General features: G+C 61.0%; 21 protein-coding genes. 11 read left to right on the top strand and 10 right to left on the bottom strand.

Annotated features, from left to right (window positions below; all coding sequences use genetic code 11):
• Positions 1–1,057 precede the first annotated feature (1,057 nt).
• Together AC27VU_RS21150 and AC27VU_RS21145 are read left to right on the top strand one after the other, a co-directional pair.
• Positions 1,058–1,420: a DUF6124 family protein gene (locus AC27VU_RS21150; protein WP_488724858.1), complete on the top strand. Its 363-nt coding sequence runs from the start codon at positions 1,058–1,060 to the stop codon at positions 1,418–1,420.
• Positions 1,421–1,663: 243 nt separating this feature from the next.
• Entirely contained in the window at positions 1,664–1,960 is a 297-nt protein-coding gene (locus tag AC27VU_RS21145; protein ID WP_488724857.1) for a hypothetical protein, read from the top strand.
• A 79-nt stretch (positions 1,961–2,039) separates the two neighbouring features.
• On the opposite strand, the gene nagE is transcribed toward AC27VU_RS21145, so the two are convergent.
• From nagE to AC27VU_RS21110, 7 genes are all read right to left on the bottom strand, one after another.
• The gene (nagE, locus tag AC27VU_RS21140; RefSeq protein ID WP_488724856.1) at positions 2,040–3,755 is read right to left on the bottom strand and encodes an N-acetylglucosamine-specific PTS transporter subunit IIBC; all 1,716 of its coding nucleotides are present in this window, start codon (positions 3,753–3,755) and stop codon (positions 2,040–2,042) included.
• A gap of 35 nt (positions 3,756–3,790) precedes the next feature.
• A complete protein-coding gene (gene ptsP, locus AC27VU_RS21135) occupies positions 3,791–6,304 on the bottom strand; it encodes a phosphoenolpyruvate--protein phosphotransferase (protein WP_488724855.1) in 2,514 nt (837 codons plus the stop codon).
• Between the two features lie 34 nt (positions 6,305–6,338).
• The gene (locus tag AC27VU_RS21130) at positions 6,339–7,349 is read right to left on the bottom strand and encodes an SIS domain-containing protein (protein WP_103521336.1); all 1,011 of its coding nucleotides are present in this window, start codon (positions 7,347–7,349) and stop codon (positions 6,339–6,341) included.
• On the bottom strand, positions 7,342–8,448 hold the full coding sequence (gene nagA, locus AC27VU_RS21125; protein ID WP_473018881.1) for an N-acetylglucosamine-6-phosphate deacetylase: 1,107 nt from the start codon (positions 8,446–8,448) through the stop codon (positions 7,342–7,344). The genes AC27VU_RS21130 and nagA overlap by 8 nt, the downstream gene beginning before the upstream one ends.
• Before the next feature lie 32 nt (positions 8,449–8,480).
• Positions 8,481–9,212 carry a GntR family transcriptional regulator gene (locus AC27VU_RS21120; protein ID WP_488724854.1) on the bottom strand — a complete coding sequence of 244 codons (732 nt, stop codon included), beginning with the start codon at positions 9,210–9,212 and terminating at the stop codon, positions 8,481–8,483.
• 283 nt (positions 9,213–9,495) lie between these two features.
• The gene (locus AC27VU_RS21115; RefSeq protein ID WP_488724853.1) at positions 9,496–10,011 is read right to left on the bottom strand and encodes a L,D-transpeptidase family protein; all 516 of its coding nucleotides are present in this window, start codon (positions 10,009–10,011) and stop codon (positions 9,496–9,498) included.
• A gap of 83 nt (positions 10,012–10,094) precedes the next feature.
• Entirely contained in the window at positions 10,095–10,646 is a 552-nt protein-coding gene (locus AC27VU_RS21110; RefSeq protein ID WP_098967373.1) for an NUDIX hydrolase, read from the bottom strand.
• A 146-nt stretch (positions 10,647–10,792) separates the two neighbouring features.
• Here AC27VU_RS21110 and AC27VU_RS21105 point away from each other — a divergent pair, with 146 nt between their 5' ends.
• From AC27VU_RS21105 to purT, 5 genes are all read left to right on the top strand, one after another.
• Positions 10,793–11,392 (top strand): CoA pyrophosphatase, encoded by a 600-nt coding sequence (locus tag AC27VU_RS21105; RefSeq protein WP_488724852.1) that lies wholly within the window; start codon positions 10,793–10,795, stop codon positions 11,390–11,392.
• 45 nt (positions 11,393–11,437) lie between these two features.
• A complete protein-coding gene (locus tag AC27VU_RS21100) occupies positions 11,438–11,962 on the top strand; it encodes a gamma carbonic anhydrase family protein (protein WP_488724851.1) in 525 nt (174 codons plus the stop codon).
• Complete coding sequence (locus AC27VU_RS21095) at positions 11,959–12,168, top strand: DUF1289 domain-containing protein (protein WP_007967801.1); 210 nt, start codon at positions 11,959–11,961, stop codon at positions 12,166–12,168. Before AC27VU_RS21100 ends, AC27VU_RS21095 begins: the two co-directional genes overlap by 4 nt.
• Before the next feature lie 224 nt (positions 12,169–12,392).
• Positions 12,393–12,860, top strand: a complete 468-nt coding sequence (locus AC27VU_RS21090) for a hypothetical protein (RefSeq protein ID WP_003221966.1) — start codon at positions 12,393–12,395, stop codon at positions 12,858–12,860.
• 99 nt (positions 12,861–12,959) lie between these two features.
• The gene (gene purT, locus AC27VU_RS21085; RefSeq protein ID WP_003221968.1) at positions 12,960–14,141 is read left to right on the top strand and encodes a formate-dependent phosphoribosylglycinamide formyltransferase; all 1,182 of its coding nucleotides are present in this window, start codon (positions 12,960–12,962) and stop codon (positions 14,139–14,141) included.
• Between the two features lie 118 nt (positions 14,142–14,259).
• Here purT and AC27VU_RS21080 read toward each other — a convergent pair whose 3' ends face one another.
• The 3 genes from AC27VU_RS21080 to AC27VU_RS21070 all read right to left on the bottom strand — a co-directional run bounded on the left by AC27VU_RS21080 (position 14,260) and on the right by AC27VU_RS21070 (position 17,998).
• Positions 14,260–15,576 carry an MFS transporter gene (locus AC27VU_RS21080; protein WP_103521587.1) on the bottom strand — a complete coding sequence of 439 codons (1,317 nt, stop codon included), beginning with the start codon at positions 15,574–15,576 and terminating at the stop codon, positions 14,260–14,262.
• A 364-nt stretch (positions 15,577–15,940) separates the two neighbouring features.
• On the bottom strand, positions 15,941–17,173 hold the full coding sequence (locus AC27VU_RS21075) for a transporter associated domain-containing protein (RefSeq protein ID WP_103485366.1): 1,233 nt from the start codon (positions 17,171–17,173) through the stop codon (positions 15,941–15,943).
• 12 nt (positions 17,174–17,185) lie between these two features.
• A complete protein-coding gene (locus tag AC27VU_RS21070) occupies positions 17,186–17,998 on the bottom strand; it encodes a cytochrome C assembly family protein (protein ID WP_045122309.1) in 813 nt (270 codons plus the stop codon).
• 195 nt (positions 17,999–18,193) lie between these two features.
• On the opposite strand from AC27VU_RS21070, the gene ffh reads away from it, so the two are divergent.
• From ffh to trmD, 4 genes are all read left to right on the top strand, one after another.
• A complete protein-coding gene (gene ffh, locus AC27VU_RS21065) occupies positions 18,194–19,570 on the top strand; it encodes a signal recognition particle protein (protein ID WP_003221977.1) in 1,377 nt (458 codons plus the stop codon).
• A 261-nt stretch (positions 19,571–19,831) separates the two neighbouring features.
• Positions 19,832–20,083: a 30S ribosomal protein S16 gene (gene rpsP, locus AC27VU_RS21060; RefSeq protein ID WP_003185073.1), complete on the top strand. Its 252-nt coding sequence runs from the start codon at positions 19,832–19,834 to the stop codon at positions 20,081–20,083.
• A 5-nt stretch (positions 20,084–20,088) separates the two neighbouring features.
• Entirely contained in the window at positions 20,089–20,625 is a 537-nt protein-coding gene (gene rimM / locus AC27VU_RS21055) for a ribosome maturation factor RimM (protein ID WP_003221979.1), read from the top strand.
• Positions 20,626–20,628: 3 nt separating this feature from the next.
• On the top strand, positions 20,629–21,381 hold the full coding sequence (gene trmD / locus AC27VU_RS21050; protein ID WP_003221981.1) for a tRNA (guanosine(37)-N1)-methyltransferase TrmD: 753 nt from the start codon (positions 20,629–20,631) through the stop codon (positions 21,379–21,381).
• The last annotated feature ends 14 nt before the right edge of the window (positions 21,382–21,395 follow it).

Below are 21,395 nucleotides of genomic sequence, written 5' to 3'. Positions count from 1 at the left end.
TGATCCATTGCAGATGTACTCAACCCCTGTGGGAGCCTGGCTCACCAGCGATGGCGGCCTGACAGCCGACCAATTTCTATCTGAATAAACCGGGTTGAAATTGTGGGAGCGGGCTTGCTCGCGAAGGCGTCCTGATAGCTCACTGATCCATTGCAGATGTACTCAACCCCTGCGGGAGCCTGGCTCACCAGCGATGGCGGCCTGACAGCCGACCAATTTCTATCTGAATAAACCGGGTTGAAATTGTGGGAGCGGGCTTGCTCGCGAAGGCGTCCTGCCAGCTCACTGATCCATTGCAGATGTACTCAACCCCTGTGGGAGCCTGGCTTGCCAGCGATGGCGGCCTGACAGCCGACCAATCTCTACCTGAATACACCGGGTTGAAATTGTGGGAGCGGGCTTGCTCGCGAAGGCGTCCTGATAGCTCACTGATCCATTGCAGATGTACTCAACCCCTGTGGGAGCCTGGCTTGCCAGCGATGGCGGCCTGACAGCCGACCAATCTCTACCTGAATAAACCGGGTTGAAATTGTGGGAGCGGGCTTGCTCGCGAAGGCGTCCTGCCAACTGACGGATCCATTGCAGATGTACTCAACCCCTGTGGGAGCCTGGCTTGCCAGCGATGGCGGCCTGATAGCCGACCAATCTCTACCTGAATACACCGGGTTGAAATTGTGGGAGCCAGCCTGCTGGCGATGGGGTCAGTCTGGTCACCAAGGGCATTGGTCTTGTTTAAATCTGTGTCAAATAACCAGAACCTTCCCACAAGGTTTTCAGGTTGTCCCTCGGACGCCCGGTCTCTAGGCTTTGCTTGTCGCTGCCAATTCAGCGACCGGGTGTGAGATCCCCGGCTATTCATTTGGATACTTGTGCATGTCCCTCCATAATCGCTGCCAGCTTAAACTGACGCGATTCTCTATGGCGGCTGTGTGCGGGTGGACGAATGTCCTGCCGGGTTTATCCATACCGGTGATCTCACCCCGTACATGGCTGCCACCTTTTCTTCGAGTGAGATCGGGAATAAGTGGCTCTCGCACTTATTAGAGGAAATTGAGACATGGATAAGCTAATACCCGATCCACCCCACGAAACCACAGCACCACCCGTCGACGCCATCCGGGTCGAAGACCTGACGAAAGACCGTGAAGCCATCAAGCGCGCTGTCGATTTCTACTTCACCCCGCAACCCGCTCAGGCGCATCAGCCCAGCACAGTGTTCCTGGTCAACCCAAGCATCGACACCGAAACCCTGCTAGCCCACGCCTACGAATCGTTGGCCTCGGCCAGTGCCATGGCCAGCAACTTCGCCAATGAACTCAGCGGCCTGCAACGCAGCACCGCTCTGGCGATCCAGCAAATCGTCATGCTCGCCGAACTCGCGGTAAACCGCGCGCTGGATCGAGTCGATCCACAGACCTGATTCATCGGATGATCATCGCAAACCGGCTCGTCCCGTCGCGGATCTCATTTCCTTTTAGGGAGTTGAGACCTCACGTGGTAGCGAGCCTTCGGCGATCGAGTTTTGGGTTCAATGCCCAGGGCCGCCTTGATGATGACCAATCATCGGAAACCACCGCTTACCTGTAATTTCTGACAGTGGTGCGATTCGGCAAACTTCTGTCTGATGAGACTTCCATTCACAACAGGTAAGAAGGATTTTGCTATGTCTACTGAAAAAAACACTGTGCCGGTAATTACCTCCATGAAAGACAGCCAAGGCGAGGAGATTCCAAACAGCGGTACCACCTCCTCCACTGTTGTGCAGTCGAGCGGCTTGGCGTCTGCCGGCGATGAACTCCAGATTTTCGACGGTGCTACTTTGAAGGGGCAAGCAGTCGCTGACGCTGCAGGCACTTGGCACTTTCACTTGACGGATTTGTCAGTGAGCATGCATTCGATCACGGCCAGAGGACCGGCGGGTGTCTCTGCCCCACGTACGTTCATCGTCACAGTCGAGTAAACACCCGATAAAAAAGCCGCTGAGCTCCACAGCCCAGCGGCCTTCCGTTTATCAGTGAGGCTTTGAGTTTCGCTGTGGGTTATACCTTGGCGCTGACCTCACTCCGATTAACCAACGCCTCAATCGCCCCACTCAAACTCGCCGCTTTCTCGCCAATCAACAAATGCCAGACCCCACCTTCCAACGGGCTGACACCCTGGCAACCCAACTCTTTCAACTGCGCCTCGGACAACGCTTTACCATCGGCCAGTTGCAGGCGAATACGGGTCAGGGCGATGCAGTCCAGTTGCAGCACATTCTCGCTACCGCCCAAGGCAGTCAGCCATTGTTGGGCTTCCGGTGCTGTGACCAATACGGCTTTCGATTCCTCGACCACCACCGCAGGCGCAGCCACCAACGCACGCCCCAGCGTCGGCATGGCGAGGCGGATTTCGTCGGCGATGCTGTCGGCCAATGGCCCAACCACCACCTGCAAGCTGCCGCCCTTGCCCGGGCGTACCACGGCCATCGCACCCAGTGCCTTCAAATCAGCGTCGGAAGCCTTGTTACGATCAACCATTTCCAGACGCAACCGGGTAGTGCAGGCACCGACGGTGAGCAGATTCTCCGCACCACCGAGTGCCTTGATGTAAGCCGCCGCGCGCTCGTTCTCAGTGAGAACAGCCTTGTCAGCCGCCGCGATATCCTCACGCCCCGGCGTTTTCAAATTGAAGCGGCGGATGCAGAAATCAAACACCGCGTAATACACCACGGCGTACGCCAGCCCGACCGGAATCACCAGCCAGCCATTGGTCGAGCGCCCCCAACCGAGCACCATGTCGATGAAGCCGCCGGAGAAGGTGAAGCCGAGGTGGATGTTCAGCGCATTGGTGATCGCCATCGACAACCCGGTCAGCAGCGCATGCAGCAGATACAGCAGCGGTGCCAAAAACATGAAGGCGAATTCGATTGGCTCGGTCACCCCGGTCAAAAACGAGGTCAGGGCCATCGACAGGAAAATCCCGCCCATCACCTTGCGCCGCTCCGGCAGCGCATTGCGGTACATCGCCAGGCACGCGGCGGGCAGGCCGAAGATCATCATCGGGAACATGCCGGTCATGAACTGGCCGCCCTTCGGATCGCCAGCGAAGTAGCGTGACAGGTCGCCGGTGACCAGTGCGCCGGTAGTCGGGTCGGTGAAGTTGCCGAACACAAACCACGCCATGTTGTTGAGGATGTGGTGCAGGCCGGTGACGATCAGCAGGCGGTTGAACACGCCGAAGACAAAGGCGCCGAAGCTGCCGCTTTCCATCATCAAGGTGCCGAAGCTGTTGATGCCGTGCTGGATCGGCGGCCAGATGTAGCCGAACACCACGCCCAGCGCGACGGCGGCGAAACCGGTGACGATCGGCACGAAGCGTCGGCCACCGAAGAACGCCAGGTACTCCGGCAGCTTGATGTCTTTGAATCGGTTGTACAGCGCGCCGGCCATCAGGCCGCTGACGATCCCGGCGAGCATGCCCATGTTGATGCTCGGGTCGAGCACCTTGAGGGTGGAGATCATCACCAGGTAACCGATCACCCCGGCCAGACCCGCGGTGCCGTTGTTGTCCTTGGCGAACCCGACCGCGATGCCGATGGCGAAGATCATGGCCAGGTTGGCGAAGATCACTTGCCCGGCATCGTGGATGATCGCGATGTTCAGCAGGTCGGTGTCACCCAGACGCAGCAGCAGCCCGGCGATCGGCAGGATCGCGATCGGCAGCATCAGCGCACGGCCGAGGCGTTGCAGGCCTTCGATGAAGAGTTGGTACATGGTGGTTCTCCCTGCTCTTTATAGAGAGCTTGTTGTTAGTGCAGAGGCCAATGCTGGTGGCAGGCGTGACGAACCGCAGCGGCGCTGTTCAGTTTCAACAGGTCGAGGCTGAGGCGTTGGCATTCGGCCTCGTGCAACTGGCGCACGCGATCCTTGATTTCACCGATCTGCACCGGGCTCACCGACAACTCGGTCACGCCCAAACCAATCAACACCGGCGTCGCCAGTGGGTCGGAGGCGAGGGCACCGCACACGCCGACCCAGCGCTTGTGCACTGCCGCACCTGCACAGGTCATGGCGATCAGTCGCAGCAGCGCCGGGTGCAGGGCATCGACCCGAGCGGCCAAACCTGCGTGGTCGCGGTCCATCGCCAGGGTGTATTGCGACAGATCGTTGGTGCCGATCGACAGGAAGTCGGCGTGCTCGGCCAGTTGTTCGGCTTGCAACGCGGCGGCGGGGACTTCGATCATCACGCCGATTTCCGGGCGCTGATTGATGCCCAACTCCAGGCACAGCGCATCGACCCGCTGGCGGATTTGCAGCAGTTCGTCGACTTCGGTGACCATCGGCAACAGGATTCGGCAACGGCGCAGCGGGCTGACTTGCAGCAGTGCGCGCAGTTGCTGATCGAGGATTTCCGGACGGGCCTGAGCCAGACGAATGCCGCGCAGGCCGAGTACCGGGTTGGCTTCGGCGGGCAGCGGCAGATAGTCGAGTTGCTTGTCGCCGCCGACGTCGATGGTACGGATGATCACCGAGTGCTCACCCATGGCATCAAGCACAGCTTGATAGGCGGCGCGCTGCTCTTCGATGTCTGGCGCGGTCTGCCGGTCGACGAACAGAAACTCGGTGCGCAGCAGGCCAACGCCATCGGCACCATTGGCAAAGGCGTCCGCCGCTTCATGGCTGGAGGCAACGTTGGCGACCACTTCGATCGCCACGCCATTGCGGGTTTCGGCGGGCAGATGGGCTTTGGCTTGTTGCGCGTCGCGGCGTTGCTGGCGTTCGATTTGCGCTTGCTGGACTTCGGCCAGGCGTTCGGCGTTCGGCGTCAGTTCGAGGCGTCCGCCATCGGCATCCAGCACCACCGACTGACCCTGTGCTTGATCGAGTAAAGCGGCACCCAGTGCAACCAGGCACGGCAGACCTTTGCCGCGCGCCAGAATCGCCACGTGCGAAGTCGCGCCGCCCTCGGCCATGCACAACCCGGCGACACCTTGCGCGCTGAGTTGCAGCAGATCCGACGGCGTCAGTTCATGCGCAGCGACAATGGAGCCGGCCGGCACGTCGTAATGCCAGGCTTCGCCGAGCAGGGCGCGCAGGACGCGTTGCTTGAGGTCGCGCAGGTCGTTGGCGCGTTCGGCCAACAGTGCGCTGCCGGTGTGTTGCAGCACTTCGCACTGCACGTCGATCGACTGGCTCCAGGCGTGAGTCGCCGCCGTGCCTTGGTCGATAGCATGCAGCGCAGCGTCGAGCAGGGCCGGGTCTTCGAGCAGTGCCAGGTGCGCGGCGAAGATCGCTTCTTCGTCGGCATTCTTGTGCCGCTTGGCTTCGGCCAGGGTGCCGTCGATTTCGCTGCGCACTTGATTGAGGGCGGTGTCGAGGCGTTGTCTTTGTTCGGTTGAATCATGATGGCCGGGATCGACTGGCAGGCTGATCGCGCTCAAGCGAAACAGCGGCCCGCCGACCAGTCCCGGTGCCGCGCACACACCGTGCAGCACACCGGCTTCGGCCGGGCGTTTGCGCGGTGCGGCGCTGACCGGTGCTGCGGCGTGATGGTCCTCGGGCAGGGCAGTCGCCAATGCATTGAGCAAGGCTTGCAGCGCGGTTTCGGCGTCCGGCCCCTGACAGCTGACTTGCACTTCATCCTGCTCGCCAACCGCCAGTCCCATCAGCCCGATCAGGCTGTTGCACGGCGCCGACTTACCAGCGAAGTGCAGCTGCGACTGGCTCTTGAAGCCTTGTGCGGTCTGCCGAATCAGCGCGGCGGGGCGTGCATGCAGGCCGCCGCGATGCGCCACCAGCACATGACCGTGAACCTCGGGTCCGTCCAGCGTTTCAGCATTTGCCACCGAACTGTTGCGCGCAACGATATGCAGCAACGGATCGCCGACCTTTACCGGTTTGAGCGTGATCGGGCGCACCTGGAAGTCCTGGCTGTTGGTCAGGATCAGCAGGCTGACCAGGCTTTTGCACTGCTGGCCGACCTTGTCCAGGTCGTAGCGCAACAACGGTTGGCCGTTGCTGACCCGCGTACCTTCCTTGACCAGCATCGAGAAGCCTTCGCCGTTCAGTTCAACGGTGTCGAGACCCAGGTGCAGGAGGATTTCCGCGCCGTTGTCGGCACGCACGGTCAGTGCGTGGCCGGTGCGGGCGACGTGGATGATTACCCCGGCGCAGGGCGAATACAGGGTGTCGTTCAGCGGATCGATGGCGATACCGTCGCCCATCGCGCCACTGGCGAACACCGCGTCCGGGACTTTGGCGAGCGTGAGCACCGGGCCGCTGAGCGGGGCGCTGAGGGTCAGCTCTTTATTGTTGTTGTGCATGGCTCGGTCTCATCAGGTGTGCAGTCATTCGGACTTAGTGCGTACGCGTCACTTTGCTCAGGTGGCGCGGCTGATCCGGGTCCATGCCTCGGGCCACGGCCAGGTTGGCGGCCATCACGTAGAAGCTCTGGATCGCCAGAATCGGATCAAGGGCCGGGTGTTCGGCGCGGCTCAGGGTCAGGTCGCGTTCGAGGATGTCGTCCGGCGCCGCCAGCAGCACACGGGCGCCGCGTTGACGCATCTCTGCCGCAAGGCTGATCAGACCGGCCTGTTCGGCACCGCGCGGGGCGAACACCAGCAGCGGGTAATGCTCGTCGATCAGTGCCATCGGGCCGTGACGGACTTCGGCGCTGCTGAAGGCTTCAGCCTGGATCGCCGAGGTTTCCTTGAACTTCAGCGCGGCCTCTTGGGCGATGGCAAAACCGGCACCACGGCCGATGACCATCAGGCGTTCGCAACCACGCAAGGCCTCGATGGCTGCGCTCCAGTCCTGCTGCGCCGCTTCGCGCAGGCCTTCGGGCAGGGCGTTGTGCGCTTCCAGCAGTTCGCTGTCTTCTTTCCAGTGCGCGATCAGGCGGGCACTGGCGCTCAGGGTGGCGATAAAACTCTTGGTCGCGGCGACGCTGCTTTCGGTGCCGGCGAGCAGCGGCAGGCTGAATTCACATGCGGCTTCCAACGGCGAATCGGCAGCGTTGACCATCGACACACTGAGGGCGCCACGCTTGCGCAACAGTCGCAGACTGTTGACCAGATCCGGGCTCTGCCCCGATTGCGAAAAGGCGAACGCCACCTGACCGCTGACCTTCAGCGGCGCCTGCTGCATGGTCACCACCGACATCGGCAACGACGCCACCGGCACACCCAGTTGCTGCATGGTCAGGTAAGCGAAGTAGCTCGCCGCGTGGTCGGAGCTGCCGCGCGCGACGGTCATCGCCACTTGCGGCGGCTGGCGGCGCAGGCGCCCGGCGATCTCGATCATTTGCGGGTCGAGCTGTTGCAGTTGGGCTTGCACGGCCTCGAACGAGGACAGCGCCTCTTCAAGCATTTTTGAAGTCAATGTCTTCTCCTTCGACCATGACGGCGGTCAATGTGAGTGAGCGATCCAGCCGCACGCAGTCGGCCCAGGCACCCGGTTGCAGGCGCCCGCGTTCAGTGATGCCGAGGTAGTCGGCGGGAAATTGCGACAGACGCTGCGAGGCCTCGCTGATCGGCAAACCGATCTTCACCAGGTTGCGCAGGGCCTGATCCATGGTCAGGGTGCTGCCGGCCAACGTGCCATCGGGCAGGCGCACGCCGCCCAGGCATTTGGTCACGGTGTGGCTGCCGAGCTTGTATTCACCGTCGGGCATGCCGGCGGCCGCGGTCGAATCGGTGACGCAATACAGGCATGGGATCGATCGCAGGGCCACGCGGATCGCGCCGGGGTGCACGTGCAGCAGATCCGGGATCAGCTCGGCGAATTTGGCGTGAGCCAACGCGGCGCCGACGATGCCCGGCTCGCGGTGATGCAGCGGGCTCATGGCGTTGTACAAGTGAGTAAAACTGGTCGCGCCAGCCTCCAGAGCGGCGACGCCTTCCTCGTAACTGCCGAGGGTGTGGCCGATCTGCATGCGAATGCCGCGGCTGCTGAGTTCGCGGATCAACACGTCGTGGCCGGCGATTTCCGGAGCGATGGTGATCACCCGGATCGGCGCCAGCGCCAGGTATTCCTCGACTTCGGCCATCAACGCGGTGTGGGCGAAGTTCGGTTGCGCGCCGAGTTTGCCGGGGTTGATGTACGGGCCTTCGAGATGCACACCGAGTACCCGGGCGGCGCCTTGCGGACGCTGTTCGCAGAACTCGCCGACCTCTTTCAGCACGCTGGAGATCTCGGCGCTCGGCGCGGTCATGGTGGTGGCCAGCAGCGAAGTGGTGCCGAAGCGCACGTGTGTGCGGGTGATGGTTTCGAAGGCGCTGGCGCCTTCCATGATGTCTTTGCCGCCACCGCCGTGGACGTGCAGGTCGATGAAACCCGGCAGCAGGTAGGGCAAGTCATTGTCGGCTGGATCGCAGGGCACGCCTTCGATCGACACGACTTTGCCGTGTTCGTGGATCAGCCGGCCGCGAACCCAGCCGTGAGCGGTGAGGATGTTGTCTTCGGACATTTCGGTTCTCGCTGTTTGACGGCTTCGCCCGGTTAGCGGCGCAGCTCTGCAACAAAGTCGTAGTAGTCGTTGCGGCAATAGGTGTCGGTGACTTCGATCGGCGTGTTGTCTTCCAGATAGCCGACCCGGGTCATCAGCAGCATGGCGGTACCGGGGGCGATGCCGACCAGCGCGGCGAACTCGTCCGAGGCGTTGATCGCCTGAATGTGCTGCAGGGCGCGGACGATCGGTTTGCCGATGCCGTCGAGGTATTCGTAGAGCGAATCGCCGACCAATTGCGGCTTGGGCATGATCGAGGCGGGCAGGGTGCTCATCTCGATGGCCATTACGGTGTCGTCGGCCTTGCGCAGGCGTTTCATGCGCGCCACCTTGTCGTTCGGCGACAGGCTCAGGCGGATCAGTTCTTCGTGAGTCGGCAGGGTGATTTCGCGCTCCAGCCACTGCGAGCTGGGCACGAAACCCTTGAGGCGGAGCATTTCGCTGAAGCCCGAGAGGCGCGACAGTGGTTGTTCCAGACGGGGCGTGATGAAGGTGCCGGAACCTTGCAGGCGGCGGATCAGACCTTGATCAAGCAGCACTTCCAGCGCCTTGCGGGCGGTGACCCGGGAGATACCCAGTTGCTCGCTGAGATTGCGCTCGGAAGGCATCGCCTGCTCGGCCTTCCACTGCCCGGAATGGATCGCCGACTCCAGATTACGCGCCAGCTGCAGGTACAGCGGTGTCGGCTGGGAGTCATCTGGGCGTAGGGCCTGGAGTTCGTTCATGTAGGTCATTTCCGACGCGAGTGTAGGATTGTTGTTGCTCGCTTGTGGGGCGGAAATTAATACCACTTGAATACCATGTCAACGCAGGGAATTGGCCTGTAGGCCAATGAAATGGCGGGTCTCGGGTGTGATGTATTGAAGTGGTATTAGAGGTGGAATGCAGAAAGCAAAAGATCGCAGCCTGCGGCAGCTCCTACAGTGGGAAGTGGTATCAACCCTGTAGGCGCTGCCGCAGCCTGCGATCTTTTGATTTATTTTTTTTCAGGTGACCAGTGGTGGGGCGTTAAGGACGGATCTCGATCATCGTGCCGTCCGGCACCAGGCCCCAGACTTCACGCATGTCCATGTTGCGCATGGCGATGCAACCGTCGGTCCAGTCCAGGGTGTGGAACAGGTCTTCGGGCGTGTCCTCGGTGTCGGGCGTGCCGTGGATCATGATCATTCCGCCAGGCTCGACGCCTTCGCGGCGGGCGCGGGCCGAATCGCTGATGTTCGGGTAGGAAATGTGCATCGCCAGGTTGAATTTTTCGCTGACCTTGCGCCAGTCGATCCAGTACAGACCTTCCGGGGTGCGTTTGTCGCCCTCAATCAGTTTCGGACCTTTCTTCGCGCCCTTGCCCAGGGAGATGCGATAGGTCTTGAGTGGCTTGCCGTCAGAGATCAATTGCAGTTGATGCGCCGATTTGAACACCAGTATTTTTTCGATCCGGGGGCTATTCGATGGCGTCACGGTGGTCACGAATGACGCTTGGGACACGGTGACGAACGACAGGCAGAGCAGGGCAAGCAACCAGCGCATTGAAACGATTCCCCAAGAGTGACGCATTGTTAAGTGTAGGAGCTGCCGCAGGCTGCGATCTTTTGATCTTTGATTTTTTTGAGTCAGCTGATGGCAGGCTGGACCAACGGTGGAATCGATTCCGAACGAACCGGATACGCCTCGACCCGTCGATCAGCGAAGAAGCATTCTAAAGTACGCCCCACCGTGCGAAAAGCCAGCTCGTCCCACGGGATGTCGGCTTCGTCGAATAGTTGCACTTCGAGGCTCTCGGGGCCGGCGGCAAAGTCCAGATCGGCCAGTTCGGCACGGAAGAACACGTGCACCTGGCTGATGTGTGGCACATCGATCAGCGTATAGATGCTCAGGTTGCGCACCCGGGCGCAGGCTTCCTCGGCGGTTTCGCGGATCGCGGCCTGCTCGATGGTCTCGCCGTTTTCCATGAAACCGGCGGGTAGCGTCCAGTAGCCGAGACGGGGCTCGATGGCGCGGCGGCAGAGCAACACTTGGCTGCCCCAGGTCGCGACGCAACCGGCGACAATATTGGGGTTTTGATAGTGAATGGTCTGACAGCTGTCACAGACAAATCGCAGCCGCGAATCGCCTTCGGGAATGCGCTGGGTCACCGGGTTGCCGCACTGGCTGCAAAATTTCATGCTGGGGTTCCTGAATGCTGCGCCTATCTTGGCGTGCAGCGGTGCCGGTCGGCAAGTTGTCGTTTCGCGACATGGCCGGGCGAGGGGCTTGGGCGGCTGCCATGATTGGTGCATGATGCAGGGTAAGGCACAGATCGAGAACACTCATGCTGGACGAGCTACTGCATAGGGTAAGCAACCACACACCGCGCACGCTGGAGACCGATAAACGTTTCCCCGAGGCCGCTGTTCTGGTGCCGATCACCCGCAGTGACGAGCCCGAGCTGGTACTGACCCTGCGCGCCAGCGGCCTTTCGACCCATGGTGGCGAAGTCGCCTTCCCCGGCGGGCGCCGTGACCCGGAAGACCCCGACCTGATTTTTACCGCCCTGCGCGAAGCCGAGGAAGAAATCGGCCTGCCACCGGGGCTGGTCGAGGTCATCGGCCCGCTCAGCCCGCTGATCTCCCTGCATGGCATCAAGGTTACGCCGTATGTCGGGGTGATCCCGGACTTTGTCGAATACCAGGCCAACGATGCCGAGATTGCCGCAGTATTCAACGTGCCGCTGGAGTTCTTCCGCAAAGACCCGCGCGAACACACGCATCGTATCGACTACCAGGGTCGCAGCTGGTACGTGCCGAGTTATCGCTACGGCGAGTTCAAGATCTGGGGGTTGACGGCTATCATGATCGTCGAGCTGATCAATCTGCTCTATGACGAACGGATAAGCCTGCATCACCCGCCCAAAAGTTTTATCAATACCTGAAGCCATCGCTCGAATGGCCCGTTCGTGAGCCCTGAGGAAAACAAGATGAAATACCGCCTGGGCGACGCCCGCGTCGACACCCATCCACAGAGCTGGGTAGCGCCCAATGCCGTGCTGGTGGGCAAGGTCAAACTTGAAGAGGGCGCCAACGTCTGGTTCAACGCCGTGCTGCGCGGTGACAACGAACTGATCCTGATCGGCAAGAACAGCAATGTTCAGGATGGCACCGTGATGCACACCGATATGGGCTATCCGCTGACCATCGGCACCGGCGTGACCATCGGTCACAACGCCATGCTGCATGGCTGCACCGTCGGCGACTACAGCCTGATCGGCATCAACGCGGTGATCCTCAACGGCGCGAAAATCGGCAAGAACTGCATCATCGGCGCCAATTCGCTGATCGGCGAAGGCAAGGAAATTCCCGATGGCTCGCTGGTGATGGGCTCGCCGGGCAAGGTCGTGCGTGAACTCACCGAGCCGCAGAAGAAAATGCTCGAAGCCAGCGCCGCGCACTATGTGCACAACTCGCAGCGCTATTCGCGTGACCTGGTAGAGCAGGAAGAATGAACACGCCTGAAAGACCCGTTGCCTCGCCGTGCGTGAATATCTGCGCACTGGATGAGGACGATATTTGCACCGGCTGCCAGCGTACGGTCGCGGAGATCACACGCTGGGGCCGGATGACCAACGACGAGCGGCGGGTGGTGCTCGGGTTGTGCCATGAGCGGGCGAAGGCGAGCGGGTTGGTGTGGATGATCCCGGCCAAGCGCTGAGATATTGGTTGAAGTGCTTTTGTGGCGAGGGAGCTTGCTCCCGCTGGGTCGCGAAGCGGCCCCTCTTTTGCTCTTGAAAGCACGGACTGCTGCGCAGCCCAGCGGGAGCAAGCTCCCTCGCCACAGGTAAGCCGCTTGCCATTGCGGGTGTATACAATTTTCGATCGACTTGGCCGAACTCTCTGCCTCAAGTAACCTGTGCGCCAATTTGACAGGTCGCCCCCATGATTTTCCTCATCGCCTACATCAGCAGCGTCGTGCTGATCAACTTCGCTTTCTCCACCGCGCCGCACCTGGACATCATCTGGTCAGCCTGGGGCGGGTTGGTGTTCGTGTTGCGCGACATGGTGCAAACCCGTTTTGGCCACGGCGCCATCGTGGCGATGCTGGCGGCGCTGGTGCTGTCCTACGTCACCTCTGATCCGTCGATCGCCTTGGCCAGCGCCACCGCGTTCGCGATCTCCGAGTGCATCGACTGGCTGGTGTTCAGCGTCACCAAACGCCCGTTGCGTGACCGCTTGTGGATCAGTTCGGCACTGAGCATTCCCCTCGATACCTTCATCTTTTTCGGCATGATCGACCTGATGACGCCACCGGTGATCATCACCGCATTGGTCTCGAAGTTCGCTGGCGTCACTGCCGTTTGGCTGATCATGGCCTGGCGCGAGCGCAAACAGGCTGTCGCCAGCTAAGCCAAACCCTCCGGTTCATGTAAAATGCCGCGCTTTCTCCCCATGGAAAGCGCGTCTGGCGTTGCTTTCCTCGATGATCCGCTTCTTTGAGGACCTGAGATGACCCGTATCGGAACTCCATTGTCGCCAACCGCGACCCGCGTATTGCTGTGTGGCTGTGGTGAGTTGGGCAAGGAAGTGGTGATCGAGCTGCAACGCCTGGGCGTTGAAGTGATTGCCGTCGACCGTTACGCCAACGCGCCGGCCATGCAGGTTGCGCACCGCAGCCACGTGATCAACATGCTCGACGGCGCGGCCTTGCGTGCCGTCATCGAAGCCGAGAAGCCGCACTTCATCGTGCCGGAAATCGAAGCCATCGCCACCGCTACGCTGGTCGAGCTGGAAGCCGAAGGCTTCACTGTGATCCCGACCGCGCGCGCCGCGCAACTGACCATGAACCGCGAAGGCATCCGTCGTCTGGCCGCTGAAGAACTGGACCTGCCGACCTCGCCGTACCACTTTGCCGACACCTTCGAGGACTACAGCAAAGCCGTTCAGGACCTGGGTTTCCCGTGCGTGGTCAAACCGGTCATGAGTTCGTCGGGCAAAGGTCAGAGCCTGCTGCGCAGCGCCGATGACGTGCAGAAAGCCTGGGATTACGCGCAGGAGGGCGGTCGCGCCGGCAAAGGTCGGGTGATCATCGAAGGCTTCATCGATTTCGACTACGAAATCACTCTGCTGACCGTGCGCCACATCGGCGGCACCACGTTCTGCGCACCGGTCGGTCACCGTCAGGAGAAGGGCGACTATCAGGAGTCCTGGCAGCCGCAGGCCATGAGCCCGATTGCCCTGGCTGAGTCCGAGCGCGTGGCCAAGGCTGTGACCGAAGCATTGGGTGGTCGCGGTCTGTTCGGCGTCGAACTGTTCATCAAGGGCGATCAGGTGTGGTTCAGCGAAGTCTCGCCGCGCCCGCATGACACCGGTCTGGTGACCCTGATTTCTCAGGATCTGTCGCAGTTCGCCCTGCACGCGCGCGCCATTCTCGGTCTGCCGGTGCCACTGATCCGTCAGTTCGGCCCTTCGGCTTCGGCAGTGATTCTGGTGGAAGGGCAGTCGACCCAGACCGCGTTCGCCAACCTTGGCGCTGCATTGAGCGAGCCGGATACGGCGTTGCGTCTGTTCGGCAAGCCTGAAGTCAATGGTCAGCGCCGGATGGGCGTGGCGTTGGCGCGGGATGAGTCGATCGAAGCTGCGCGTGCCAAGGCGACCCGGGCTGCTCAGGCTGTTGTTGTAGAGCTGTAAACCGAGGCGCGGCATTCGCGAGCAAGCTCGCTCCCACAGGTTCGGCGGTGTTCACAAATTTTGTGTACTGCACGGACACTGTGGGAGCGAGCTTGCTCGCGAAGCTTTTGATCTTCCGTCAGGCAACCTGATTCAGATCGTTATTGCGCGTTTCCTTCAGGCACAGCACAGCAATCAAGCTGAGCACCGCTGCCGCCGACACATACCCACCGACATAACTCAAACCCCCCATCGCCACCAGTTTCTGCGCGAAGAACGGGGCGGCCGAGGCGCCGACGATGCCGCCCAGGTTGTAGGCCGCCGATGCGCCGGTATAGCGCACGTGCGTCGGAAACAGTTCCGGCAGCAGCGCGCCCATCGGGGCAAACGTCACGCCCATCAAGAACAGCTCGATGCACAGGAACAGCGCCACGCCCCAGGTCGAACCTTGCGTCAGCAGCGGCTCCATCAGGAATCCGGACAGGATCGCCAGCACACCACCGACGATCAGCACCGGTTTGCGCCCGTAACGGTCGCTGGCCCAGGCGGACAATGGCGTTGCCGCGGCCATGAACAGCACGGCAAAACACAATAGTCCAAGGAACGTCTCACGGCTGTAACCCAGTGTGGATACGCCGTAGCTCAGGGAAAACACCGTCGAGATGTAAAACAGCGCATAACACACGACCATCGCCGCCGCGCCGAGCAGGGTTGGCGCCCAGTACTGGCTGAACAGCTCGACCAGCGGCACTTTCACTCGTTCCTGACGGGCAATGGCGTTGGCGAACACCGGGGTTTCGTGGAGTTTCAGGCGCACGTACAGGCCGACCATCACCAGTACCGCACTGAGCAGAAACGGAATCCTCCAGCCCCAGCTGCGGAACTGCTCGTCGTTGAGGGTCATGGCCAGGGTCAGGAACAGCCCGTTGGCCGCGAGAAACCCAATCGACGGGCCAAGCTGCGGAAACATGCCGAACCACGCCCGTTTGCCCTTGGGCGCATTTTCCGTGGCCAGCAACGCGGCGCCACCCCATTCGCCACCCAGTCCCAGCCCCTGACCGAAACGCAGCACGCACAGCAGAATCGGTGCCCAGGCGCCAATGCTGTCGTAACCCGGCAGCACGCCGATCAGCGTGGTGCACACGCCCATCAGAAGTAACGAGGCGACCAGTGTCGATTTGCGCCCGATGCGGTCACCGAAATGGCCGAACAGCGCCGAACCCAGCGGGCGGGCGAGGAAGGCGATGCCGAAGGTGAGAAACGCCGAAAGCATCTGCGCGGTGCCGGACGTCTGCGGAAAGAACACCGGCCCGATCACCAGTGCGGCGGCAGTGGCGTAGACGTAGAAGTCGTAGAACTCGATGGCGGTGCCGATGAAGCTCGCCGTCGCCACGCGGGTGGCGGAGTTGGTCGGTTGGGCAGGCGCGGTGTCGCGGTAAGCGGTACTGGTCGTCATGCGGTGATCCCTGACAGTCATGAGCTCCGTTGGAGCGAATTATTATGGTCGAACACCCAGGGATGTGGGATCAGGCGCGAGCGCTGTTTCGAGTAGGAACAGTCGTCGGGGTGGTGCGGAAAATTACCGAAACCGTTGGCGTGCGGGGTAAGCACAGGGCTCGGCGGCGCTTGGGTAAGCGGCTCGATTATAGGAAGGGGGCTAACAATCAAACAAGAGCAAAGGATCGCAGCCGTTGGGCTTTCTGTGGCGAGGGAGCTTGCTCCCGCTCGGGCGCGCAGCGGCCGCATGAATCTGTGGGTAAATCAAAAGCCAGGGCTGCTTCGCAACCCAGCGGGAGCAAGCTCCCTCGCCACAACAGCGCTTAAACCTTGGCGGGCACCGAGGTCGTATGCCAGATCAACACCTTGCTCACCCGGTTGTCTTCGGTTTCGAGAATTTCCAGTCGATAGCGGCCGATCTTCAGGCACACCGCGCTGTCGGGAATGGTCTCCAGCGCTTCGGTCACCAGGCCGTTAAGGGTCTTCGGCCCGTCGCTCGGCAAATGCCAGCCCAGGCATTTGTTCAACTCGCGGATCGACGCGGTGCCGTCGATCACCATGCGCCCGTCGGGCTGCGGATGGATGTGCGGGTTGTCGAGGCTGTGCTCGCTTTCGAATTCGCCGACGATTTCTTCGAGAATGTCTTCCAGGGTCACGATGCCCAGCACTTCGCCGTACTCGTCCACTACCATGCCCAAGCGGCGCTGCTGCTTGTGGAAGTTCAGCAGTTGCAGTTGCAGCGGGGTGCTTTCCGGGACGAAATACGGTTCGTAGCTGGCGGCCAGCAGCGCTTCGCGGGTCAGGTTGCCATCGTTGAGCAGATGGCGGATCTGCCGGGTGTTGAGCACCGCTTCGACCTGGTTGATGTCGCTGTGGAACACCGGCAGGCGTGTGCGCTTGTTCTGGCGCAGTAGTTCGATGATCTCTTCGATCGAGTCGTCAAGGTTGATACCGTCGACATCGCTGCGCGGTACCAGAATGTCGTTGACCGTGATGTTGTCCAACGCGTGGATTCCCGAAACCGGGTGTGTGCGAGACGGGTGTTCCGGGTCGTCGTTGTGCTCAGCGGGATCTTCGTCTTCGCTCTGCTGGACCACTTGGGGCTTGCGCGCGAAGGGGCGCAGCAGCCAACCGCTGAGGCTGCTCAGCAGCCAGGCCAGCGGGTAAAGGATTTTCAGTGGAACGGTCAGCAGGGTATTGCCGAACGACAGCACCGCATCGGGATAACGCTGGGCTACGCTGCGCGGAAAGTAATCGGCAAACACCAGCAACACGGCGCCGGCGCCCAGGCAGGCAGCCCAAGGGCCGTTCTCTTCGCAAAGAAAGATCGCCAGCAGTGTGGCGATGATCACCGCGAGCGCTCGGCACAGGGTGTTGCACAGGATCAGGCTGTCGAGCGGAAAGCTCAGCTTCGCCAGCGGCTTGTCGCTGGCACGCGAGGCCGTGCGTTGCGCCAGCAGGTGCTGCTGAGCGACTTCGACGGCAGTAAACAGCCCCGACCATAAAATCAGCAGGACAAATACCGCGAGCATCGGCCCTATGGGCAAACCGTCCATTTATGCCGCCCGTCAGATGTGCAGGATGTATTCACGAACCAGTTTGCTGCCGAAATACGCCAACATCAGCAGGCAGAAACCGGCGAGAGTCCAGCGAATCGCCTTGTGGCCACGCCAGCCGAGGCGATTGCGGCCCCACAGCAGCACGCTGAACACGATCCAGGCCAGGCACGCCAACAAGGTCTTGTGCACCAGATGCTGGGCGAACAGGTTCTCGACGAACAGCCAGCCGGAGATCAGCGACAGCGACAGCAGCGTCCAGCCAGCCCAGAGGAAGCCGAACAACAGGCTTTCCATGGTTTGCAGCGGCGGGAAGTTCTTGATCAGGCCCGACGGATGCTTGTGCTTGAGCTGGTGATCCTGCACCAACAGCAGCAAGGCCTGGAACACCGCGATGGTGAACATGCCGTAGGCGAGGATCGACAGCAGGATATGGGCGAGGATGCCAGGTTCTTCGTCGATGATCTGCACCGTGCCGGCCGGCGCGAACTGGGCCAGCAGCACCGTGGCCGCGCCGAGCGGAAACAGCAGCACCAAAAGGTTTTCCACCGGGATCCGCGAGCAGGCCAGCAGCGTCAGAGCGATGACGGCCGCGGCAATCAGGCTGGCGGCGCTGAAGAAGTCCAGGCCCAGGCCGATCGGCGTCAGCAGGTGAGTGAGCAGGCTGGCGCTGTGGGCGAGCACGGCGAAGATGCCGAGCGTAACCAGCAGGCGCTTGTTTGCCTTGGCGCCGGAGGCCAGGCGGGTGCCCTGATAAAGGGTCGCAGCGGCATAAAGGAGAGCGGCGGCGAGCGTGGTCAGCAAACTGGGTGACAAGGGGAGCATAAATCCTGTTAGGCAGGCCCGAAAGGCGCTGAGTTTGGCATAGAACCGCCACACCACGAAAGTGCGAGGTGTCCGCCCGACGCAGTCTTCGCTATAATCCGCGACCTGCCCACGCCGCAGGCTCGCCGAGCACATGTTGAATCCGGTCTGGGCCGCCATTATCCCGGTCTACACAGGGCCTGAAAGGATCGCGCAATGTTTGAAAACTTAACCGACCGTCTCTCGCAGACGCTGCGCCATGTCACCGGCAAGGCGAAGCTGACTGAAGACAATATCAAAGACACCCTGCGCGAAGTGCGCATGGCGTTGCTCGAAGCCGACGTCGCCCTGCCGGTGGTCAAGGACTTCGTCAATTCGGTCAAGGAGCGCGCTGTCGGCACCGAGGTGTCGCGCAGCCTGACGCCGGGCCAGGCGTTCGTGAAGATCGTCCAGGCCGAACTCGAAAGCCTGATGGGCGCGGCCAACGAAGACTTGAACCTGAGCGCCGTGCCGCCCGCCGTCATTCTGATGGCCGGTCTGCAGGGTGCCGGTAAAACCACCACCGCCGGCAAACTCGCGCGCTTCCTCAAGGAGCGCAAGAAGAAGTCGGTGATGGTCGTGTCGGCGGACATCTACCGTCCTGCGGCTATCAAACAGCTGGAAACCCTGGCCAACGACATCGGCGTGACGTTCTTCCCGTCCGACCTGAGCCAGAAGCCGGTCGACATCGCGACCGCTGCTATTAAAGAAGCAAAACTGAAATTCATCGACGTGGTCATCGTCGATACCGCCGGTCGTCTGCACATCGACGAAGAGATGATGGGCGAGATCAAGGCGCTGCACGCCGCGATCAACCCGGTCGAAACCCTGTTCGTGGTCGATGCCATGACCGGTCAGGACGCGGCCAACACGGCCAAGGCCTTCGGTGATGCGCTGCCGCTGACCGGTGTGATCCTGACCAAGGTCGACGGCGATGCCCGTGGTGGTGCCGCACTGTCGGTACGCGCGATCACCGGCAAGCCGATCAAGTTCATCGGTATGGGCGAGAAGAGCGAAGCGCTCGATCCGTTCCACCCTGAGCGTATCGCTTCGCGGATCCTCGGCATGGGCGACGTGCTCAGCCTGATCGAACAGGCTGAAGCGACCCTCGACAAGGACAAGGCCGACAAACTGGCCAAGAAGCTGAAGAAGGGCAAGGGCTTCGACCTCGAAGACTTCCGCGATCAGCTGCAACAGATGAAGAACATGGGCGGCCTCGGCGGGCTCATGGACAAACTGCCGAGCATCGGCGGCGTCAACCTGTCGCAGATGGGCAATGCCCAGAACGCGGCAGAGAAGCAGTTCAAGCAGATGGAAGCCATCATCAATTCCATGACCCCGGCCGAGCGCCGCGACCCTGAGCTGATCAGCGGTTCGCGCAAGCGCCGGATCGCCATGGGTTCCGGCACTCAGGTGCAGGACATCGGCCGCTTGATCAAGCAGCACAAGCAGATGCAGAAGATGATGAAGAAATTCACCGCCAAAGGCGGAATGGCGAAAATGATGCGCGGCATGGGCGGTATGTTGCCCGGCGGCGGCATGCCGAAAATGTGATTCAGGACACCAAGACTTCGCCGGTCGTCGCACCGGCGCAGACCCTGCAAGGACGCAGGATCAACAGCAAACCCGCACTCGGCGGGAGCTGACTGGCCGTTTTCATCGACGGCTCTATATGCAAATCCGCACGGCATGCCATAGGCGCCGGAAAAAGTCATTTGCAAAAGTCCGGATATTCCTTAGAATATGCGGCCTTTCGGGCACCCATGCCCGCTGTGCATTTAGATTTGCAGCACCGACTACAGGAACGATGTTCACATGCTAACAATCCGTCTTGCCCTTGGCGGCTCCAAAAAGCGCCCGTTTTACCACCTGACCGTAACCGACTCGCGTAACCCGCGTGACGGCTCCCACAAAGAACAGGTTGGCTTCTTCAACCCTGTTGCCCGTGGTCAGGAAATCCGTCTGTCCGTGAACCAAGAGCGCGTAGCCTACTGGCTGAGCGTTGGTGCACAGCCTTCTGAGCGTGTTGCTCAGTTGCTGAAGGAATCTGCCAAGGCTGCAGCCTGAGCAGTATGAGCGCGACGCCAGAAAAAGCTGATGACCTGATCGTTGTCGGCAAGATTTTTTCGGTTCACGGCGTTCGCGGCGAGGTGAAGGTCTTTTCCTTTACCGATCCGATTGAAAACCTGTTGGACTACCGCAACTGGACGCTTCGGCGCGAAGGCGTGGTGAAACAGGTCGAGCTGGTCAGCGGCCGATCCACTCAAAAGGATCTGGTTGCCAAGCTCAAAGGCCTCGACGATCGCGATGAAGCCCGTCTTCTGAGCGGTTATGAGATCTGCATCTCGCGAAGCCTTTTGCCCAACCTGACAGGCGACGAGTACTACTGGTACCAGTTGCAGGGTCTGAGCGTCATCAACCAGGACGAGCAATTGTTCGGCAAGGTTGATCACCTGTTGGAGACCGGCGCGAACGATGTATTGGTGGTCAAGCCCTGCGCGGGCAGCCTGGATGATCGCGAGCGGTTGTTGCCCTATACAGAGCAATGCGTGCTGGCCATCGACCTGGATGCAGGCGTGATGCGGGTGGAATGGGACGCGGACTTCTAAGCAATGGCCAGCCTGCGCGTAGACGTCATTACGCTGTTCCCCGAGATGTTCTCGGCCATCAGTGAGTACGGCATTACCAGTCGTGCGGTCAAACAGGGGCTGTTGCAGCTGACCTGTTGGAATCCGCGGGATTACACGACGGATCGGCATCACACTGTGGACGATCGCCCGTTTGGCGGTGGTCCGGGCATGGTGATGAAGATCAAGCCCCTGGAAGATGCTCTGGTTCAGGCCAAGGCAGCAGCCGGGGAGGCGGCGAAGGTGATTTACCTGTCCCCCCAAGGCCGTCAACTGACTCAGTCGGCGGTACGCGAGTTGGCAAAATCGGATGCATTGATCCTGATTGCCGGCCGCTATGAAGGCATTGACGAGCGCTTTATTGAGGCTCATGTCGATGAAGAGTGGTCGATTGGTGACTATGTACTGTCTGGCGGCGAGCTGCCGGCCATGGTCATGATCGATGCGGTTACACGACTGCTGCCCGGAGCTTTAGGGCATGCGGATTCCGCTGAGGAAGATTCCTTTACGGATGGTCTGCTGGATTGCCCGCACTACACCCGACCTGAGGTGTATGCGGATCAGCGTGTTCCCGACGTGTTGCTAAGTGGCAATCACGCGCATATCCGGCGTTGGCGTTTACAGCAGTCCCTTGGTAGGACCTATGAACGACGCGCCGATCTTCTGGAAAGCCGCTCGCTTTCTGGAGAAGAGAAGAAGCTGCTCGAGGAATACATCCGCGAGCGGGACGATAGTTAACAACGTATCGATGG

The sequence above is a fragment of the Pseudomonas sp. 14P5.3.2 genome (assembly GCF_057799175.1).
Note: the sequence above shows the minus strand (reverse complement) of the source record. Positions and strands in the feature narration are given on the sequence as shown.

Coding starts and splice junctions, on each gene's coding strand:
- AC27VU_RS21110 (WP_098967373.1), bottom strand. CDS start 10,646: ATGAAATTTTGCAGCCAGTGCGGCAACCCGGTGACCCAGCGCATTCCC.
- ffh (WP_003221977.1), top strand. CDS start 18,194: ATGTTTGAAAACTTAACCGACCGTCTCTCGCAGACGCTGCGCCATGTC.
- AC27VU_RS21150 (WP_488724858.1), top strand. CDS start 1,058: ATGGATAAGCTAATACCCGATCCACCCCACGAAACCACAGCACCACCC.
- purT (WP_003221968.1), top strand. CDS start 12,960: ATGACCCGTATCGGAACTCCATTGTCGCCAACCGCGACCCGCGTATTG.
- rpsP (WP_003185073.1), top strand. CDS start 19,832: ATGCTAACAATCCGTCTTGCCCTTGGCGGCTCCAAAAAGCGCCCGTTT.
- AC27VU_RS21130 (WP_103521336.1), bottom strand. CDS start 7,349: ATGCTTGAAGAGGCGCTGTCCTCGTTCGAGGCCGTGCAAGCCCAACTG.
- nagA (WP_473018881.1), bottom strand. CDS start 8,448: ATGTCCGAAGACAACATCCTCACCGCTCACGGCTGGGTTCGCGGCCGG.
- AC27VU_RS21090 (WP_003221966.1), top strand. CDS start 12,393: ATGATTTTCCTCATCGCCTACATCAGCAGCGTCGTGCTGATCAACTTC.
- AC27VU_RS21115 (WP_488724853.1), bottom strand. CDS start 10,011: ATGCGCTGGTTGCTTGCCCTGCTCTGCCTGTCGTTCGTCACCGTGTCC.
- rimM (WP_003221979.1), top strand. CDS start 20,089: ATGAGCGCGACGCCAGAAAAAGCTGATGACCTGATCGTTGTCGGCAAG.
- AC27VU_RS21120 (WP_488724854.1), bottom strand. CDS start 9,212: ATGAACGAACTCCAGGCCCTACGCCCAGATGACTCCCAGCCGACACCG.
- AC27VU_RS21075 (WP_103485366.1), bottom strand. CDS start 17,173: ATGGACGGTTTGCCCATAGGGCCGATGCTCGCGGTATTTGTCCTGCTG.
- AC27VU_RS21070 (WP_045122309.1), bottom strand. CDS start 17,998: ATGCTCCCCTTGTCACCCAGTTTGCTGACCACGCTCGCCGCCGCTCTC.
- trmD (WP_003221981.1), top strand. CDS start 20,629: ATGGCCAGCCTGCGCGTAGACGTCATTACGCTGTTCCCCGAGATGTTC.
- AC27VU_RS21095 (WP_007967801.1), top strand. CDS start 11,959: ATGAACACGCCTGAAAGACCCGTTGCCTCGCCGTGCGTGAATATCTGC.
- AC27VU_RS21080 (WP_103521587.1), bottom strand. CDS start 15,576: ATGACGACCAGTACCGCTTACCGCGACACCGCGCCTGCCCAACCGACC.
- AC27VU_RS21105 (WP_488724852.1), top strand. CDS start 10,793: ATGCTGGACGAGCTACTGCATAGGGTAAGCAACCACACACCGCGCACG.
- nagE (WP_488724856.1), bottom strand. CDS start 3,755: ATGTACCAACTCTTCATCGAAGGCCTGCAACGCCTCGGCCGTGCGCTG.
- AC27VU_RS21100 (WP_488724851.1), top strand. CDS start 11,438: ATGAAATACCGCCTGGGCGACGCCCGCGTCGACACCCATCCACAGAGC.
- AC27VU_RS21145 (WP_488724857.1), top strand. CDS start 1,664: ATGTCTACTGAAAAAAACACTGTGCCGGTAATTACCTCCATGAAAGAC.
- ptsP (WP_488724855.1), bottom strand. CDS start 6,304: ATGCACAACAACAATAAAGAGCTGACCCTCAGCGCCCCGCTCAGCGGC.